Source organism: Amylolactobacillus amylotrophicus DSM 20534, from assembly GCF_001434555.1.
GTDB lineage: Bacteria > Bacillota > Bacilli > Lactobacillales > Lactobacillaceae > Amylolactobacillus > Amylolactobacillus amylophilus.
The window spans coordinates 154,365-171,582 of the sequence record NZ_AZCV01000001.1; the positions used below are offsets into that span (position 1 = coordinate 154,365).

Below are 17,218 nucleotides of genomic sequence, written 5' to 3' on the forward strand. Positions count from 1 at the left end.
AAATTACTTGTAAACAACTATAATTAAACATACAATCATGAACAATAAGATGTTCAAGCAGAAAAGTGAGGTCAGATGATGCACAAAGATCAAGCAGATTTAAAGGAAAGACTGACAAAGGAGCAATTCGAGGTCACCCAAAACGCTGCAACAGAGATGCCTTTTAGTGGTGAATACGATGATTTCTGGCAAGACGGAATCTTCGTTGATGTGGTCAGCGGTGAGCCGTTGTTCTCCTCAACGGATAAATATGATGCCGGTTGTGGTTGGCCCTCATTCACGAAACCAATTGTAAAGTTAACTGAGAAGCGTGATACAAAATTAATGCAAGAACGGACGGAGGTGCGTAGTAAAGAAGCTGACTCGCATCTAGGTCACGTGTTCACAGATGGCCCGGAGGACCGTGGTGGCCTACGTTACTGCATTAATTCTGCTGCACTACGCTTTATCCCGGTTGAGCAACTTACGGCGGCAGGTTATGGTGATTATCTCGAACTTTTTGATAGGGGAAATGAATAATGACAGAGCAACTGAAAAATTCTAATATTGATACAGCTATTTTTGCAGGAGGTTGTTTCTGGTGTATGGTCGAGCCCTTTGACCAACACGAGGGAATAGTTTCAGTACGTTCTGGTTACACTGGTGGACATGTGCCAAACCCAACATATGAGCAAGTGTGTTCGCACACAACTGGGCACACAGAAGCCGTAAAGATTACTTTTGACAAAAGCAAAATAAGTTACGCTGAACTCGTGGAACTTTATTGGCAGGTGACTGATCCAACAGATGCGGGTGGCCAATTCCAAGACCGTGGTGATTCGTACCGCCCAGTTATTTTCTACAATTCGACTGAGCAGGAACAAATCGCTGAACAATCAAAGCAACAACTGGACGAAAGTAATCGCTTTGATGATCCGATTGTGACCACAATTGAACCTGCGAAGCCTTTCTATGAAGCAGAAGAGTATCACCAGGACTTCTACAAGAAGGATCCTACTAGATATGCGCTAGAAGAGGCCGGTGGCCGCAGTGAATTTATCAAAAAACATTGGCATAAATAAGCTTTATCTTTGCGCGATATTTGTTAAAATGAACTGTAAGAACCTAAAGGAAGTCAATTTATGGATCATTTGACACAGATGTCGCGCCAACACAATTTAATCTCTAAAGTCACCGCCGCCTTCTTCTATTCAATTGCGGTGGCGATTGCTTTGAACTTTTTCTGGCATCCGGGGGGCATTTATGCGAGTGGGGTGACGGGATTTGCGCAAGTGGTGCAAACCCTCACTGAACGGTATTTTCCGTTTGTCCTCTCCACCTCAATTATGTACTTTGTGTTGAATATTCCGTTATTCTTCCTCGGGTGGTTTAAGATTGGGCATCGGTTCACGATGTTTTCAATGATTGCGGTACTCCTGGGCTCGATTATGATGCACCTGATTCCACCGCTAACGATCAAGTTTGATCCGATTTTGTGCGCACTTTTTGGTGGACTCATTAACGGTGCTGGTACTGGGATTGCGCTGAAGAGTGGGATCTCTACTGGTGGACTCGATATCGCCGGGATTATCCTCCGTAAAAAAACCGGGAGAAGTTTCGGCACAATTAATATTGCGGTTAACCTAGTGATTGTTGCACTTGCTGGTGTCACGTTTGGCTGGATTCATGCGTTATACACCGCCATCAGTATCTTTGTCAACGGTCGAGTGATCGACATGATCTACACACAGCACCAACGGATGCAGGTACTCATTGTGACTAGTCAATCGCGGAAAATCATTGATAGTATTCAGGCGCGAATGCACCGTGGTATCACTATTATTCATGACGCCGAGGGTGCGTTTGGTCACACGGAAAAGACTGTTCTGATAACGATTGTTGCGCGTTATGAGATTTATGACATCGAACAGATTATCCGTAAAAACGACCCGTATGCCTTTGTCAGCATCACGGAAACTGTCAAAACTCTTGGACGATTTAAGGAGGTAGAAGTTGATTAATTCTGATTTACTGATTGGCAGTCATGTCAGCATGGGTGGCACAAAGATGCTGGTTGGCGCTGCCGAGGAATCTATGCAAAATGGTGCAAATACGATGATGGTCTTTACGGGTGCGCCACAAAATACTCGGCGGAAGGAGCTTTCTGCCTTCAATATCGAAGCTGGTAAAGCGCTGCTTAAAGAGGCTAAGATTGCACCGGTTGTTGTGCATGCACCTTACATCATCAATCTTGGTAATACGATTAAGACCGAGACCCTTGGTTTTGCCGAAGAGTTTCTCTTAGGTGAGCTAGAACGCGCAGAGGCAATTGGCGCAAGTACTATTAGTTTCCATCCTGGGGCACACGTTGGAGCCGGTAGTGCAGCAGCCATCAAGCAAATTGCTCAGATGCTTGACCGTATCTTAGGCCAGACTGCAACTAAGAAGGTCACAATTGCGATTGAAACCATGGCTGGCAAGGGGACAGAGGTAGGTAAGACATTTGAGGAACTTGCTTCAATTATCACACAGACTAGCCACAATGATCGTCTGGCCATCACATTTGACACCTGTCATGTCTACGATGGCGGTTACGATATCAAGAACGATCTTTCAGGTGTGTTGACCCAGTTTGATCAGATAGTGGGCTTGGACAGAATTTCAACAATTCACTTGAACGACTCAAAATTTGGCTTAAATTCGCACAAAGATAGACACGCCAATCTGGGCTATGGTGAATTAGGCTTCCAGCTGTTGAATACTGTAGCATACCTTCCTGAGCTGAAGTCGATTCCAAAGATCATGGAGACGCCGCTAATTGTGGATCCTGCGAATCCGAAAAAGAAGTATTCACCATATAAATTTGAGATCAGTGAGTTACGTCAACAAACGTTTGATCCCGCACTTGCAGAACATGTACTGGCAGAAAACAAATAAACTTACTAACATTAGTGGTGTAATCATTCCGACGGGAATGGCTGCACCACTTTTTGGTAGTTTGGCTATGAAACTATAGTTATAGGAGCCTTTGACTCATGCAGCAGGATAAAAAGGCTACTTTGCAGCTTATTCAGGTAACTTCTCCTGAGCTTGGTACTTAAACAAAAAAAGATCTTCAACATCCAAAGGAATGAAGAAGATTATGATTGGTGCAATGAAACGACTCTTGAATTATTTTTGATAAGCCTAATATGCCTCAATTAATGTGGATTTCTGTATTTTTAATAGGCGTGCGCATTGTTGCCCATGGCCCGTTCATGGTTGTGAATACCTCTTTTTCTAAGTATCAGTAGCAAAATTGAGGATACGATAATGCCAAGCAGGACACAAATAAAATGGGCAATGTCGTGCATTTCTAGGGGAACTTGGTATATAACGGGTGTTAGTAGTGTATAGATTAATAAAAAAGAAAGTAACAAAAATATGATGTTCTGTACAGTATGGTGCTGGAAGAATTGTTTTCTTAGCTGACGATTTATCAATACTGCATTTACAAACATAAAATACATCATAAAAATAGTCGACGAGGATGCGAAACGAATTGCAAGTAAGTAATACGAAGAGATAAGATCATTATTTAACGTTAGGTTGACGTCTTGGTTAACCAGAAATTGCCTTGCAAGTTCTGTGACTAGTTGAGTTAAGGTTCCTGTCAGAGGGAATAACATAGCGAGTTGAAAATGGCCAAGATACACTTGAATCAATGTTCGACTAAGAGTCAAGCTTTCATCATACGAAGACGAGTTTACACAAGATATTTTACACTCCCCGTTAATTTGTTTAATTAAATTTTATTATAATACCTTTTTCAGAAAAGGAAACAATTTATAATAAATGTAGTATTTTTCACGATGAACGTATGGTTATGGAGAATAGTTATTGAGCTCCTGCCGAAATTTTCCGGCTCTTTTATTAAACGTATTGCATTGGGGTCTAGATGATTCTGAATAAAGGAAACAAAAAAATTGGTTAGAATGACTCCGGTTGATTGCCGAATTCATTCTAGCCAATTAGCATTGAAATAACGCATACTATTAATTTTTTGGTTAATACCATGTCCAAATAATGCTTAACTGAAATCAGGATGGAATTGCTTAGAGTTGCTGTTTGAAGTCATCGATACCGAGGTGCGCCATGATTAGAGCGGCAGTTTCCTCGATGCTTCTGTTTGCAACATTGATGACGTAACATCCCAGCTTGTCGTAAAGTTCTTGGGCAAACTTCAGTTCAGCATTGATCTCGTTCATATTTGAATAACTCGTATCCGGGTTCAGACCGTAGGCCTTCATGCGCTCTCGTCGAATGCGATTGAGCACTGCTGGATCGTTAGTCAGGCCAATGATCTGAGTCGGATTAATCTTAAAAATTTCATCGGGTATATGGGCCTGCGGTACAAGTGGTAAGTTTGCGACCTTTAGATTCTTGTTGGCGAGAAACAACGATAGGGGGGTCTTTGAGGTTCGCAAAACACCCAGCAACACCACGTCGGCCTTGAGAAACCCCTTAGGATCTTTCCCATCATCATACATCACAGCAAATTCCATGGCGCTGATGCGGTCGAAATACTTCTGTGTCAGGTGATGGATTGCACCAGACTCACCGCTTGGCTTCTCGTTAGTTAGCTTGCCAATCACATTGATTGCATCGGTAATTAAATCAATGGTCTTGACTTTGTTGGCCCGACCAAAGCGAAACACCTCATCATTTAGTTCTTTCGAAAGTAACGTGTGTGCAATTAGTAAATTATCTTGATGTTGATTCTCAGTCAGGACAGCCTGTAACTTCTGCATGGTCGTAATGAAGGGGTAACGATTAAAGGTGAAATCTGTATTCGGAAACTGCGCTGATGCCGCTTGCATTAATTTAAATCCTGTCTCACCGACGGAATCTGATATAATGACAACGTTAACTTGTTCACTCATGCTTTATCCTCTTAATTTCTATAATCTATGTTGTTATCTTAAGTATATCAATTTACTTTAAAAAATATAGAAAAAAATAGACAAAAGCAGTTGACCGCTGTTTTGAACTCCGCTATAATTGTTGTCAGATGTTCTGGTCAGATGACCTAGAAAACGGAAGGAGGGATATCACATGGCTAAGACAGTCGTTCATGAAAACGAGTCTCTTGATGATGCTCTTCGTCGTTTCAAACGTTCCGTTTCTAAGAGTGGTACGTTGCAAGAATACCGTAAACGCGAATATTACGAAAAACCTAGTGTTAAGCGTAAGTTGAAATCAGAAGCAGCTCGTAAGCGTAAGAAATACTAATTTCATGAACTCTCATATTGACCTTTTGGTTCATTATGGGAGTTTTTTTTCTAGGAGAATAAAATGTTAAACGAACAAATTATGAATGACTTAAAGACGGCAATGAAGGCTCACGACAAAGTGGCGCTCGATACAATTCGCATGATCAAGTCAGCTTTAGCTAATAAAAAAATTGAGCTTGGCCATGACTTAACTGAGGAAGAGGAAGTTGCCGTATTATCGACCGAGATGAAACAACGAAGAGATTCACTCGCAGAATTTGAGAAGGGTAATCGGACCGACTTAGTTGAAAAGGTTCAAGAAGAGATGAAAATCGTTGAGCGTTATTTGCCTGCCCAAATGTCTGCTGAGGAAGTCGGTAAACTAATCGACTCAGTAATCGAGGAAACTGGCGCAACAGGTAAGGCTGACTTTGGTAAAGTGATGAAGACTTTGATGCCTAAGGTTAAAGGTAAAGCTGATGGTGGCCTAGTTAACCAGTTGGTCAACCAAAAACTAAGTTAAAATTTTTCCCGACGGAGGCTTTTTTTGACAGACAAACTGACTGAAAAGAACGTATACACACCCAAAGTACCTGCAACGATTGCGAGTCTAGTTGGGGTGAACGATAGTAACCTCAAGATTCTGGAGGAAGCATTAAATATCCAAGCAACCGATACGGGTAGTACGATTACCTTACATGGTGCTCCGCCTGACGTCGTAACTGGTATCGCTGTACTAAGCCAACTGGAAAATGTCGTGAATCATGGAATTACGATTGGCGCAACAGACGTGGTCAGCGCGCTCAAGATGGCAGAGAAGGGCACGCTTGAGTATTTCTTTGACCTTTATTCGGAAACGCTCATCCACGATGCCAAGGGACGCGCAATCCGGGTGAAGAACCTCGGCCAAAGACGGTATGTTAAGGCAATTAAGCAGAAAGATGTTGTCTTCGGTGTAGGACCTGCCGGAACTGGTAAGACATTTCTTGCCGTTGTCATGGCCATCTCCGCATTCAAGAAGGGTGAAGTTAGTCGGATTATTCTGACAAGACCTGCTGTTGAAGCCGGCGAAAGTCTCGGCTTTCTACCGGGCGATTTGAAAGACAAGGTTGATCCCTACCTGCGGCCAATCTATGACTCATTGTACGCAATTCTCGGAACCGAGACGACCAACCGTTTGATGGAACGGGGCACGATTGAAGTTGCGCCGCTTGCCTATATGAGGGGGCGAACACTCGATGAGGCTTTCGTGATTCTAGATGAAGCGCAGAATGCCACCAAAGCCCAGATGAAGATGTTTCTGACTAGACTTGGCTTCAACTCGAAGATGATTATCAATGGTGATGTAACACAAATTGACTTACCGGGAAATCACAGGAGTGGCTTGATTGAAGCACAAGATCGGTTGCATAACATCAAACAAATTGAATTCGTGAATTTTACCTTCAACGATGTGGTTCGCCATCCCGTTGTAGCTAAAATAATTGAAGCATACGAAAGAGACGATTTGAATGACAAACATTGATATCACATTTAATGACGAGATTGATTTTTTAACGGATGCCAACTGGCAGACTTGGATTGAGCAATTACTTGATCTGGCTTATACAAGAATCGCTAAGACCAACAAGTTAGAGATGAGCATCAACTTTGTCTCAAACGATGAAATTAGGAAAATTAATCGAGAGTATCGGGACAAAGATCGCGTAACCGATGTCATTAGCTTTGCAATTGAAGATGGTGGATTCGATATTGACATGAGTGATTTCTTAGATGACCCCGATTTTGTCGAGGACATCGGCGACCTCTTCATTGCACCAAAGGTCGTTGAAGAGCACGGTAAAGAATATGGCCATGGCTTTAAGCGGGAATTTGGCTACACACTGGTCCATGGATTTCTCCACTTGAATGGCTATGATCACATCGATCCAGGTGAGGAAAAAGAGATGATTGGTCTGCAAAACCAAATTCTTGATGAGTATGGATTGGAGCGCTAATGGACAAGTTAACCGAGCCAGAGTTAGAATTATACAACATTGCACAAGCTGAGATGAAGCACGCATACGTCCCATACTCGCACTTTCAGGTGGCGGCGGTGTTACGGACTAAATCTGGTCAAATTTTCAAGGGCGTCAACGTCGAAAATGCCTCGTTTGGCTTAACAAATTGTGCGGAGCGCTCCTGCATCTTTAATTACATTAGTGCCGGTTCCTTAGCAGATCCAATCAGTGAATTTTTGATTATTGGTGGTACGGATGATCCAATCTCACCGTGCGGCGCTTGCCGTCAGGTGCTTTCGGAATTTCTGCCAAGTGATGCTACCATTACTTTAACCAATTTGACCGGTGCGGTTAAACACATGACCATGGTAGAGTTACTACCATACTACTTTAAAAAAGAGGATTTAAATGATTAACAATAATAACTACCGCTCCGGTTTTGTCGGGCTAATTGGCAGACCAAATGTTGGTAAGTCGACTCTCATGAACCGCGTTGTCGGTCAGAAGATTGCTATTATGTCCGACAAGCCGCAGACGACTAGGAACAAGATTCAGGGTATCTATACCTCTGACACGCAACAAATAATTTTCGTTGATACGCCGGGTATCCATAAGCCCAAAAATGACCTTGATCAATACATGGATGAGTCCAGTTTCACCACATTTGGGCAAGTAGATTGTGTACTATTTCTAACCGAGCCCAAGAAAGTTGGTCCTGGGGACCGTTATATTGCGGATATGCTAGAGAAAATCAGCGTACCGGTTTTTCTTGTAATCAATAAGATTGATTTAGTTCACCCAGATGACCTGCTGGATATTATTAATTCTTACCAACAAATTGGTAAATTTGCAGAAATTATTCCAATCTCAGCTACCCAGGGGAATAATATTGAGGATCTACTGGCCACCATTCAGAAGTATCTGCCGGAAGGTCCAAAGATGTTCGATGAGGACCAGATTACTGACAGACCCGAGTATTTCGTTGTGGGTGAGTTGATTCGAGAGCAAATTCTCCACCTCACTCAAGACGAGATTCCCCACTCAACTGCTGTTATCGTGGAACAGATGAACCAGCGGGTTAACGGCAAGTTACAGATTGATGCCACTATCTATGTCGAGCGCGCCACCCAGAAGCCAATAGTGATTGGCCGTGGCGGGTCAATGCTCAAACAGATTGGCATCAATTCACGCCGAGAAATTGAGGAGCTGCTGGGCGAGAAGATTAATCTCAAGCTTTGGGTCAAAGTACAGAAGAACTGGCGAAAGGATCCTCTCTTCCTTTCCAGGGTAGGGTATAATCTGAAGGATTTGTAGTTCATGCAAGCCAAAAAAGAAAAAACAGTGACAGGAATTATCTATAAAAGACGCGCTGCGAACGAGGCGGACGTCTTCGCCCGGATTTTGACCGAAAAAGACGGGCTTTTTTCTATTGCAGTTAAGGGCGCGTTAAAGCCTAAATCAAAATTAAATGCTGCCACTCTGAATTTTTCTTTTGGTGATTACAAGATCATGACGAATGGAGCAGGAATCAGCACATTGCGCGCACCCGGGCATGTACAGACGTTTGACCAACTCTTTACTGACTTAAAATTAAATGCATACGCAAGTTACATGTTGGACCTGGTTGATCACGCATTCGTTGAATACGAGGATGTGGGGGAGAGCTTTACGCTTGTTCGGACCAGTCTACAATTGCTTAATCAAACGGTCAATCCAGAAGCGGTGCTCGCTCTCTTTGAGCTTCAAATGCTCCCCATTTTTGGTGTGGGGCCACAGCTACGTGAATGTATCATCTGTGGAAAGCAGCAGGGGAAATTCGATTACTCGATTGATTTAGGGGGCGTCATCTGCTCGGACCATTTTAACCAGGTACCAACAAGGTTACATCTAAGTCCTAAGGCGGTAGGTTTGATGCGGACACTGGGCCTGATTAAGATTGTCCAACTGGGCCAGATTTCAGTATCTGCGGCCTTACTGCGTGAGGTCTTGAATGCGCTAGATCGAATCTATCGTCAGACGCTCGATCTCAACTTGAAGACGAAGACGTTTATTGATTCAATGCATTTTTGGTGAAAAGCAGTAGGCAATTACCACAGCCGGTGCTATAATAGTAATTGTGATTTTGATGATCATAGGGAGAATAAATTCTGGTCAGCGAATGTCGGTCATGGTGAGAAGGACATCCAGAAGAGGCACCCTTAGTCAAACAGAATTAAGTGCAGGGAATATTTCCCTGAATTAGGGTGGAACCGCGATTAAATCGTCCCTATGCATATTTGTGCATAGGCTTTTTTTATTGCCAAAAGGAGAAAAAATGACTGAAAAATTGAACATTCAACAAATGATTTTTAAATTACAAGAGTTCTGGGCCTCTAAAGGCTGTATGATCATGAATGCCTACGACGTCGAGAAGGGTGCTGGGACCATGAGCCCCTATACTTTCCTGCGTGCCGTTGGGCCGGAACCCTGGAATGCAGCTTATGTGGAGCCTTCGCGTCGCCCCGCTGATGGTCGTTACGGTGAAAACCCGAACAGACTATTCCAACACCACCAATTCCAGGTGGTCATGAAGCCATCACCAAAAGACATCCAGGAATACTACCTTGATAGCTTGCGTGCGCTTGGTATCGACCCATTAGAGCATGATATCCGCTTCGTGGAGGATAACTGGGAGAACCCATCTATGGGTTGTGCCGGGGTTGGTTGGGAAGTCTGGCTTGACGGTATGGAAGTATCACAGTTTACCTACTTCCAAGTTGTTGGTGGGCTAGATGTTAAACCCGTCACTAGCGAGATTACCTACGGAGTTGAGCGTTTGGCATCCTACATCCAAGATGTAAGCACGGTATTCGAACTTGAATGGAGCGATGGTGTGCTCTACGGAGATATCTTCAAAGAACCTGAATACGAGCACTCTAAGTATGCTTTTGAGGAGAGCAACCAAGATATCCTCCTGGAATTATTTGATACCTACGAGAAGACGGCTAAACGGCTACTGGTTTTAAACTTGGTTCATCCCGCATATGACTATATCTTAAAGTGTAGCCATACGTTTAACTTACTAGATGCTCGTGGTGCAGTCTCTGTGACAGAGCGTGCAGGTTACTTGAGTCGTATCCGAAATATGGCACATGAAGTTGCCAAGGCATTCGTTGAAGAGCGTGAGAAGCGTGGCTTCCCGTTACTGAAGAATAATCAAACAGAGGTTGGTGCTTTAAATGACTAAAAACTACTTATTAGAAATTGGGCTGGAGGAAATGCCGGCACATGTGGTAACACCAAGCATTAAACAACTAGTGCAAAAGGTAACGAAATTTCTGAAAGAACAGGGTTTAACATTCAAGAACATTAAGCCATTCTCTACACCAAGAAGATTAGCTCTTCTTGTAGAAGGACTGAGTGAACAGCAAGACGACGTTGACTTAGTTCAAAAGGGTCCTGCGCAAAAGATTGCCCAAGACCAAGAAGGTAATTGGAGCAAAGCGGCAATCGGTTTCGCCAATTCACAACAGATGACGGTAGACGATATTTACTTTGAAGATCTGAAGGGAACTAGTTACGCATATATTCACGTTCAAAAGAAGGGGAAGACTGCACAAGAGATTCTGCCCGAGCTTGCGGGTGTGATCAAATCCCTGACCTTTAAAACGAGGATGCGCTGGGCAAGTAACGACTTCGAATATATTCGGCCGATTCACTGGTTGGTTTCTTTATTGGATGATGTTGTTGTGCCATTTTCGGTGGTTGATGTGCAGGCTGGCCGGCAAACTAAGGGTCACAGATTTCTCGGAGACCCCGTAGTGCTTGCGCGGGCTGATGATTATGAGGAAGCTTTGAAAAACGAATTTGTCATCGCTGACGCAGCCGACCGCAAGGCAATTATCACGAGTCAGATTAAGGAACTTGCCGCGGCGAATAGTTGGCAAGTTAACCTTGACCAAAGCTTGTTAGAAGAAGTGACCAATCTGGTCGAGTACCCAACGAGTTTTGCTGGCTCGTTTGATGCGCAGTATCTGGCAATTCCAGAGGAGGTACTGATTACCTCTATGAAGGACAATCAACGTTACTTCGATGTTCGTGACCAGGATGGGAAATTGAGCAATCACTTTATCGCGGTTCGTAACGGTAACCGCGATCACCTAGACAACGTCATCATGGGAAATGAGAAGGTACTTGTTGCGAGATTAGACGATGCCAAGTTCTTCTATGAAGAAGACCAGAAGTTTCCGATTAGTCACTATGTCGACAGATTAAATAATGTTTCGTTTCATGACAAGATCGGCTCGATGGCTGAGAAGATGCAACGTGTCCAAAAAATTGGCCAGATCATCGCACAACAGTTTGCGCTCTCTGAACAAAGCATGGTTGATTTCAACCGCGCAAGTGAGATTTACAAGTTTGATTTGGTTACAGGCATGGTCGGTGAGTTTGCTGAGTTACAGGGGATTATGGGGCAACATTATGCCAAATTAGCCGGTGAACGTGACGCCGTCAGTCTAGCAATCAAGGAGCACTATCAACCCATCACCGCAGAATCCAAGTTGCCAAGTTCTAAGGTAGGGGCGCTGCTTGCATTGAGTGACAAGCTAGACACGATAATTACGTTCTTTAGCGCAGGCATGATTCCAACCAGTTCAAACGATCCCTACGCTTTGCGTCGCTATGCATACGGTATCGTAAGAATTCTGTTGAAGCAAAAATGGGCACTTGACTTCCAGACTGCATTACCTGAATTAATTGCAGGGTTAGATGGTCTCACACCAGCGCCACTGCCAAAGAGCGGCGCGGAGACTGCCCAAATAGCCAGCTTCATCCGTGATCGTGTCAAACAATATCTACAAGTAGCGGACTACAGGTATGATGTGATAGATGCTGTATTAGCTTCAATTCAACAGGATCCATTGAAGATTAACCAGGCTGCTCAAGTGCTTGAACAGCATCATGACGATCAACAATTTAAGCCGGTAGTTGAGGCCCTCACTAGAATCAATAACATTTTGAAGAAGGTCAAACCGGCTGGTAATAAAGTTGTCGATGACACCTTGTTTGAGAATGATTCGGAAGTAGAATTGGCAAACGCCACGGCCGTATTGATGGAGCAAACAGACTTTGAACAACTCTATGAAGAATTCGTCGACGTAAGGCCAATCATTGAGAGTTACTTCAACGATAATATGATCATGGCTGACGATGATGCGGTTCGAATGAATAGGTTAACTCAACTAAGTATTTTGAATCGCCTTTCACATCAATTAGGTGATTTAAGTCAATTGGTAATTAAGTAATTACCATAGGATAAAATAAAAAGTAAGGGGGTTACTCAAAATGGCAGGATACTTTGACGATAGCGTGATAGAAAACGTGCGCCAACAAGTAAATATTGTTGATGTAATTGGTCAGTATGTGGAGCTAAGCCGTAAAGGCAAAAACTACATGGGTTTGTGTCCGTTTCATGAAGAGAAAACCCCTTCTTTTTCCGTAAGTGAAGATAAGCAACTGTATCATTGTTTTAGTTGTGGTCGTGCCGGGAACCTGTTCAAGTTCATCATGGATATTGAAGATATGAACTTTCAAGAGGCCGTTAGAAAGATTGCTCAAGATGCGAACATTGAGCTGCCGGATAACCAGCGCAGCGTGCAGGAAAAGAGTTCAGTTTCTTACAAGCTCAAGAAGATGTATCAAGAGGCAGAAGTATTTTACGCACACATTTTAAATGCCACAAAGACCGGTATTAAAGCACTCGATTACCTTAAGGGTCGCCAGATTACGGCTGCAGCGATTGAAAGCTTTGGACTGGGCTATGCACCGGATGTCCATAACATTCTACTGGAGTATCTACAACAACAGGATTTTACGGCGGACGAATTACGCGCATCTGGACTGTTTGTTGAAAATGACAATGGAGAACTCTTCGACCGTTTTCGCGATCGCGTAATGTTTCCCTTAAAAGACCAGTCGGGACAAATTATTGCATTCTCCGGACGAAAGCTCAATCAAGATTCAAACCAACCAAAGTATCTCAATAGTCCGGAAACCAAAATTTTTACCAAGAGTAAATTACTGTTCAACTTCGATCAGGCCAAAACCACCTTGAAGAATGACCAACATCTCATCCTGTTTGAAGGTTATATGGATGTGATTAGTGCCACGCAGGCAGGCGTGAAAAACGGCATTGCCTCGATGGGTACGAGTTTGACCGATGAACAAATTTACGCAATCAGGCGGGTCACAAACAAGCTTATTCTTGCGTACGATGGTGATCAACCCGGGCAAAAGGCTACAGAGCGCGCCCTAGTACTGTTCAATGAGAAAAATTTTGACCTGGAAGTTGGTGTGGTCACTTTACCAGAGCAGCTCGATCCTGACGAGTTTATCAAGAAATATGGTGCAGAGAAGTTTCGCCACGAATTACAGGGCGCGGTGACACCAACAGAGTTTCGGTTGAAGGTTTTGCAACAGAAATATAATCTGGCAAATGACCGGGAGAAAGTTGAGTATGGCGAAGAGGCGGTCAAGCTGATTGCAACCGTGAATTCGCCAGTGGCTGCCGAGATTTATCTTAATCAACTAGCGGATCAACTATCTGTTTCGACCGATGCCTTAAAAGGCCAGTTGGTGCGTGTTCGCCGGCTAAACCGGCAAGTACAACGGCGTAGTCAAAATACTCAGGCCCAAAATCAGCAAGGCCAAAGTAGTTATGGCCCTGAGCCCATGCAAAACCAAGCAACAGGTGTCGATACCGCAATCAGTCGGGCAGAACGAAGGTTGTTGTATTTGCAGCTCCATTATGACGAGGTAATGGAGTATCTCCATGAACAAAATTTTGAGTTCCAAGACCAAAACTTTGCAAAAATTGCTAATTTATGGGAAAATTTTAGAGATACGCATGATAATATAAAGGTTGATAGTTTTTTAGATTATGTCCCTGAGGAGTTAAAGAGTATAATTGTCAATGTTGAGATGTCTGAAATGCCGGAAGATTACAGCATGGATGAGGTTGATGATTATTTAGCAGCTTTCGCAAAAGAACGTGTTCGGCGGCAAATTGCGTCATTAACAGACGAACTAAATGAGGCCAAACGTAAACACGATGAAGATGCGGAAGTCGCTTTGACTCAGAAAATTATAACTCTGCAGAGAATGATGAGATTATAGGAGTATTCTTAATGGCTGAAAAAAAAGAGAGCACGAAGAAAACCGCTAAAGTAACGAAAACTACGAAGACCGCAAAGGCAAAGACAACTAAGGATCAAGTAAAAACCAACGACGAGGGAGAACTACAAGTCGACGGTCAAACTTTAGACCAAGCTGTGAAGGTGGTTGTTAAAGAAGCCAAGAAAGAAAAGGAAATCACTGAGACCAATTTTATTGAGCAGTTAGTCAAGCCATTCTATCTCGAGGATCAGGCAATTGATCAACTGGTCCAAGAGTTTGAAGATAATGGTATCAGTATCGTTGATGAGAAGGGTGAGCCAAGCCCACTAGCACTGAAGAAACAAAAAAATGTCGAAAAATCAGAGCTAAAGAACGTGAGCGCTCCTTCAAACATTCGAATGAATGATCCTGTCAGAATGTACCTGAAAGAAATTGGTAGAGTACCGCTCTTAAAGGCCGAGCAAGAGGTAGAGATTGCCCATAGAATCGAACAGGGTGACGCCAGCGCGAAACAAGAGCTTGCAGAAGCCAATCTCCGTCTGGTGGTGTCGATTGCGAAACGTTATGTAGGGCGTGGTATGCAATTCCTCGACTTAATTCAAGAGGGAAATATGGGTTTAATGAAGGCAGTCGATAAATTCGATTATCGTCTCGGATTTAAGTTCTCCACTTACGCTACTTGGTGGATTAGACAGGCGATTACCCGTGCCATTGCCGACCAAGCAAGGACGATTCGAATTCCGGTTCATATGGTTGAGACAATCAACAAATTGATTAGAATTCAACGTCAGCTGCTCCAAGACCTTGGGCGTGAACCTACACCGGAGGAAATCGGTGCCGAGATGGACATGACGACCGAGAAGGTTCGTGAAATTCTGAAGATTGCACAGGAGCCAGTCTCCTTAGAGACGCCAATTGGTGAAGAGGATGATTCACATTTGGGTGACTTCATCGAGGATCAAGATGCGACGAGCCCTGAGGATCACGCTTCGTATGAGTTGTTGAAAGAACAACTTGAGGATGTCTTAGATACGTTAACGGACCGCGAAGAAAACGTGTTGCGGTTACGTTTTGGCTTGGACGATGGACGGACGAGAACTCTAGAAGAGGTTGGTAAGGTCTTTGGCGTTACGCGTGAACGTATTCGTCAAATCGAGGCCAAGGCGCTGCGTAAGTTACGGCACCCTAGTCGTTCAAATCAACTTAAGGATTTTCTAGACTAACGAATAAATTTGCCCCGGAATGGGGCTTTTTTTGTTCCTTTTTATGCTAAAATGATAGTCATGTGGGAACGCAAAATAAAGCAGAAAGAAGCGCAAATATGCCTTTAACTCCCCGCCTACAAGCAGTATCAGACATGGTCGATCAGGGACAAAGGGTTGCCGATGTTGGCACCGATCATGCGTATGTACCAATCGCACTAGTAGAGGAGCAACAGATTGACTTTGCGATTGCCAGCGATATTGGTGCAGGACCTTTAGAGAACGCAAGGAATAATATTGAGAGTGCGGGCCTAGAGGGCCGAATTTTAGTTCGAATGGGGCCCGGACTTTCGACAATTGAACCTGATGACGAAATCAACACCGTCATCATCGCCGGCATGGGCGGTAAGCTCATCACGCAAATTCTGACTGATGCACTGGCATCTGGTCAGAGATTTGAAACGTTGATTCTGGAACCAAATATCAATGAACCACTGGTTCGACAGTGGTTGATGGAGCACCGCTATCATATTATTGCTGAAACTATCGTTGCGGACGAACGCCACACATACGAGATTATTAAGGCACAAGTTGCGAAGAAGATCAGGCAATTGTCGCCCAACCAATTGCTCTTTGGCCCTGTATTAATGACTGAAATGAGCCCAACATTCAGGGATAAATGGCGTAGTCGGGCAGCCTATCTGAAGGTTTTGGCGGCCAACCTAGGAATGGCCAAGGAATCGCCCAGTAATTTAGCAAAATTAACAGAGGTACAACAAGAAATGCAGCAAATCGAGGAGTTATTTTCAAATGACAGAGATTAAAGAAATTATTGCAAAAATCGAGGAATTTGCACCCAAGTCTCTTGCCCTGCCGGGAGATCCGGTCGGACTGCAGATTGGTTCTGCAGACGAGGGGATTACTAAGGCTTTGGTCACGCTCGATGTGCGTCCAGAAATCGTCCAGGAAGCAATCGACTCGAATATCCACTTTATCTTTAGTCATCATCCTGCCATGTTCAAACCAGCTAAAAACCTAGATTACAGGGATCCGCAAAACGCAATGTATGCTGAGATTATTAAGCACGACATCACAGTTTATTCGGCGCATACAAACATTGACTGTGCAAAACATGGCATGAATGATTGGCTCGCCGAAAAATTACAGCTAGAGCAAATTAAACCGTTCGCCTTCGAACTAAACGAAGACGGTTGTCCGATTGGTCTTGGACGTAAGGGAGTATTGAAACAACCAGTTGAACTAGCTAATTTTGCTGAGAAAATCAAACAGATTTTTAAATTAGAAGGATTACGCCTGATTGCCAATAATCCGCACCAATTAATCCAAAAAGTCGGTATAATCGGTGGTGACGGCGGAAAGTACTTCCAACAGGCAATTACCAATCAGTTAGACCTCTTCATTACGGGAGACGTATACTACCACACCGGACACGATATGCTGGCCGCAAATTTGGCCGTAATCGACCCAGGTCACCATATTGAGCAAATCTTCAAACGGGTGATGTCGGATAAATTAAATGAATGGTCTGCCGCTAATAAATGGGGCGTCGACTTTGTACCATCACAAATTTCCACTGATCCATACCAATTTATTTAAACAGCGATTCTCA

Annotated in this window: 18 protein-coding genes; 17 read left to right on the forward strand and 1 reads right to left on the reverse strand. The window is 43.6% G+C overall.

Features of this window, described 5'->3' with window-relative positions; genetic code table 11:
- The first annotated feature begins 78 nt into the window (after positions 1–78).
- The 4 genes from msrB to FC62_RS00785 are packed head-to-tail and all read left to right on the forward strand — an operon-like array spanning position 79 to position 2,916.
- The gene (gene msrB, locus FC62_RS00770; protein WP_054745013.1) at positions 79–519 is read left to right on the forward strand and encodes a peptide-methionine (R)-S-oxide reductase MsrB; all 441 of its coding nucleotides are present in this window, start codon (positions 79–81) and stop codon (positions 517–519) included.
- Positions 519–1,061 (forward strand): peptide-methionine (S)-S-oxide reductase MsrA, encoded by a 543-nt coding sequence (gene msrA, locus FC62_RS00775; RefSeq protein ID WP_056946207.1) that lies wholly within the window; start codon positions 519–521, stop codon positions 1,059–1,061. The genes msrB and msrA overlap by 1 nt, the downstream gene beginning before the upstream one ends.
- A gap of 60 nt (positions 1,062–1,121) precedes the next feature.
- Positions 1,122–2,000 carry a YitT family protein gene (locus FC62_RS00780; RefSeq protein ID WP_056946205.1) on the forward strand — a complete coding sequence of 293 codons (879 nt, stop codon included), beginning with the start codon at positions 1,122–1,124 and terminating at the stop codon, positions 1,998–2,000.
- Entirely contained in the window at positions 1,993–2,916 is a 924-nt protein-coding gene (locus FC62_RS00785; RefSeq protein ID WP_255313973.1) for a deoxyribonuclease IV, read from the forward strand. The genes FC62_RS00780 and FC62_RS00785 overlap by 8 nt, the downstream gene beginning before the upstream one ends.
- Positions 2,917–4,073: 1,157 nt before the next feature.
- Here the strand turns inward: FC62_RS00785 and FC62_RS00795 are convergent.
- Entirely contained in the window at positions 4,074–4,901 is an 828-nt protein-coding gene (locus FC62_RS00795) for a pyruvate, water dikinase regulatory protein (RefSeq protein WP_057890698.1), read from the reverse strand.
- A gap of 172 nt (positions 4,902–5,073) precedes the next feature.
- Between FC62_RS00795 and rpsU the strand changes: the two genes are divergently transcribed.
- The 13 genes from rpsU (at position 5,074) to FC62_RS00860 (ending at position 17,205) form a co-directional block, all read left to right on the forward strand.
- The gene (rpsU, locus tag FC62_RS00800; protein WP_054745016.1) at positions 5,074–5,250 is read left to right on the forward strand and encodes a 30S ribosomal protein S21; all 177 of its coding nucleotides are present in this window, start codon (positions 5,074–5,076) and stop codon (positions 5,248–5,250) included.
- 63 nt (positions 5,251–5,313) lie between these two features.
- Positions 5,314–5,754: a GatB/YqeY domain-containing protein gene (locus FC62_RS00805; protein ID WP_056946199.1), complete on the forward strand. Its 441-nt coding sequence runs from the start codon at positions 5,314–5,316 to the stop codon at positions 5,752–5,754.
- A 24-nt stretch (positions 5,755–5,778) separates the two neighbouring features.
- Positions 5,779–6,756 carry a PhoH family protein gene (locus tag FC62_RS00810; protein ID WP_371857339.1) on the forward strand — a complete coding sequence of 326 codons (978 nt, stop codon included), beginning with the start codon at positions 5,779–5,781 and terminating at the stop codon, positions 6,754–6,756.
- Positions 6,743–7,228: an rRNA maturation RNase YbeY gene (gene ybeY, locus FC62_RS00815; RefSeq protein WP_056946197.1), complete on the forward strand. Its 486-nt coding sequence runs from the start codon at positions 6,743–6,745 to the stop codon at positions 7,226–7,228. Before FC62_RS00810 ends, ybeY begins: the two co-directional genes overlap by 14 nt.
- On the forward strand, positions 7,228–7,647 hold the full coding sequence (gene cdd / locus FC62_RS00820) for a cytidine deaminase (protein WP_056946195.1): 420 nt from the start codon (positions 7,228–7,230) through the stop codon (positions 7,645–7,647). The genes ybeY and cdd overlap by 1 nt, the downstream gene beginning before the upstream one ends.
- Entirely contained in the window at positions 7,640–8,545 is a 906-nt protein-coding gene (era, locus tag FC62_RS00825; protein ID WP_056946193.1) for a GTPase Era, read from the forward strand. The genes cdd and era overlap by 8 nt, the downstream gene beginning before the upstream one ends.
- A 3-nt stretch (positions 8,546–8,548) precedes the next feature.
- Positions 8,549–9,304 (forward strand): DNA repair protein RecO, encoded by a 756-nt coding sequence (gene recO, locus FC62_RS00830; protein WP_056946191.1) that lies wholly within the window; start codon positions 8,549–8,551, stop codon positions 9,302–9,304.
- A 241-nt stretch (positions 9,305–9,545) separates the two neighbouring features.
- Complete coding sequence (gene glyQ / locus FC62_RS00835; RefSeq protein WP_056946189.1) at positions 9,546–10,457, forward strand: glycine--tRNA ligase subunit alpha; 912 nt, start codon at positions 9,546–9,548, stop codon at positions 10,455–10,457.
- Positions 10,450–12,516: a glycine--tRNA ligase subunit beta gene (gene glyS / locus FC62_RS00840; protein ID WP_056946187.1), complete on the forward strand. Its 2,067-nt coding sequence runs from the start codon at positions 10,450–10,452 to the stop codon at positions 12,514–12,516. The genes glyQ and glyS overlap by 8 nt, the downstream gene beginning before the upstream one ends.
- A gap of 40 nt (positions 12,517–12,556) precedes the next feature.
- On the forward strand, positions 12,557–14,386 hold the full coding sequence (gene dnaG / locus FC62_RS00845) for a DNA primase (protein ID WP_056946185.1): 1,830 nt from the start codon (positions 12,557–12,559) through the stop codon (positions 14,384–14,386).
- Positions 14,387–14,397: 11 nt separating this feature from the next.
- The gene (rpoD, locus tag FC62_RS00850; protein ID WP_075362760.1) at positions 14,398–15,609 is read left to right on the forward strand and encodes an RNA polymerase sigma factor RpoD; all 1,212 of its coding nucleotides are present in this window, start codon (positions 14,398–14,400) and stop codon (positions 15,607–15,609) included.
- Positions 15,610–15,707: 98 nt separating this feature from the next.
- Positions 15,708–16,412 carry a tRNA (adenine(22)-N(1))-methyltransferase gene (locus FC62_RS00855; RefSeq protein ID WP_056946183.1) on the forward strand — a complete coding sequence of 235 codons (705 nt, stop codon included), beginning with the start codon at positions 15,708–15,710 and terminating at the stop codon, positions 16,410–16,412.
- The gene (locus FC62_RS00860) at positions 16,399–17,205 is read left to right on the forward strand and encodes a Nif3-like dinuclear metal center hexameric protein (RefSeq protein ID WP_054745023.1); all 807 of its coding nucleotides are present in this window, start codon (positions 16,399–16,401) and stop codon (positions 17,203–17,205) included. Before FC62_RS00855 ends, FC62_RS00860 begins: the two co-directional genes overlap by 14 nt.
- Positions 17,206–17,218 lie beyond the last annotated feature (13 nt).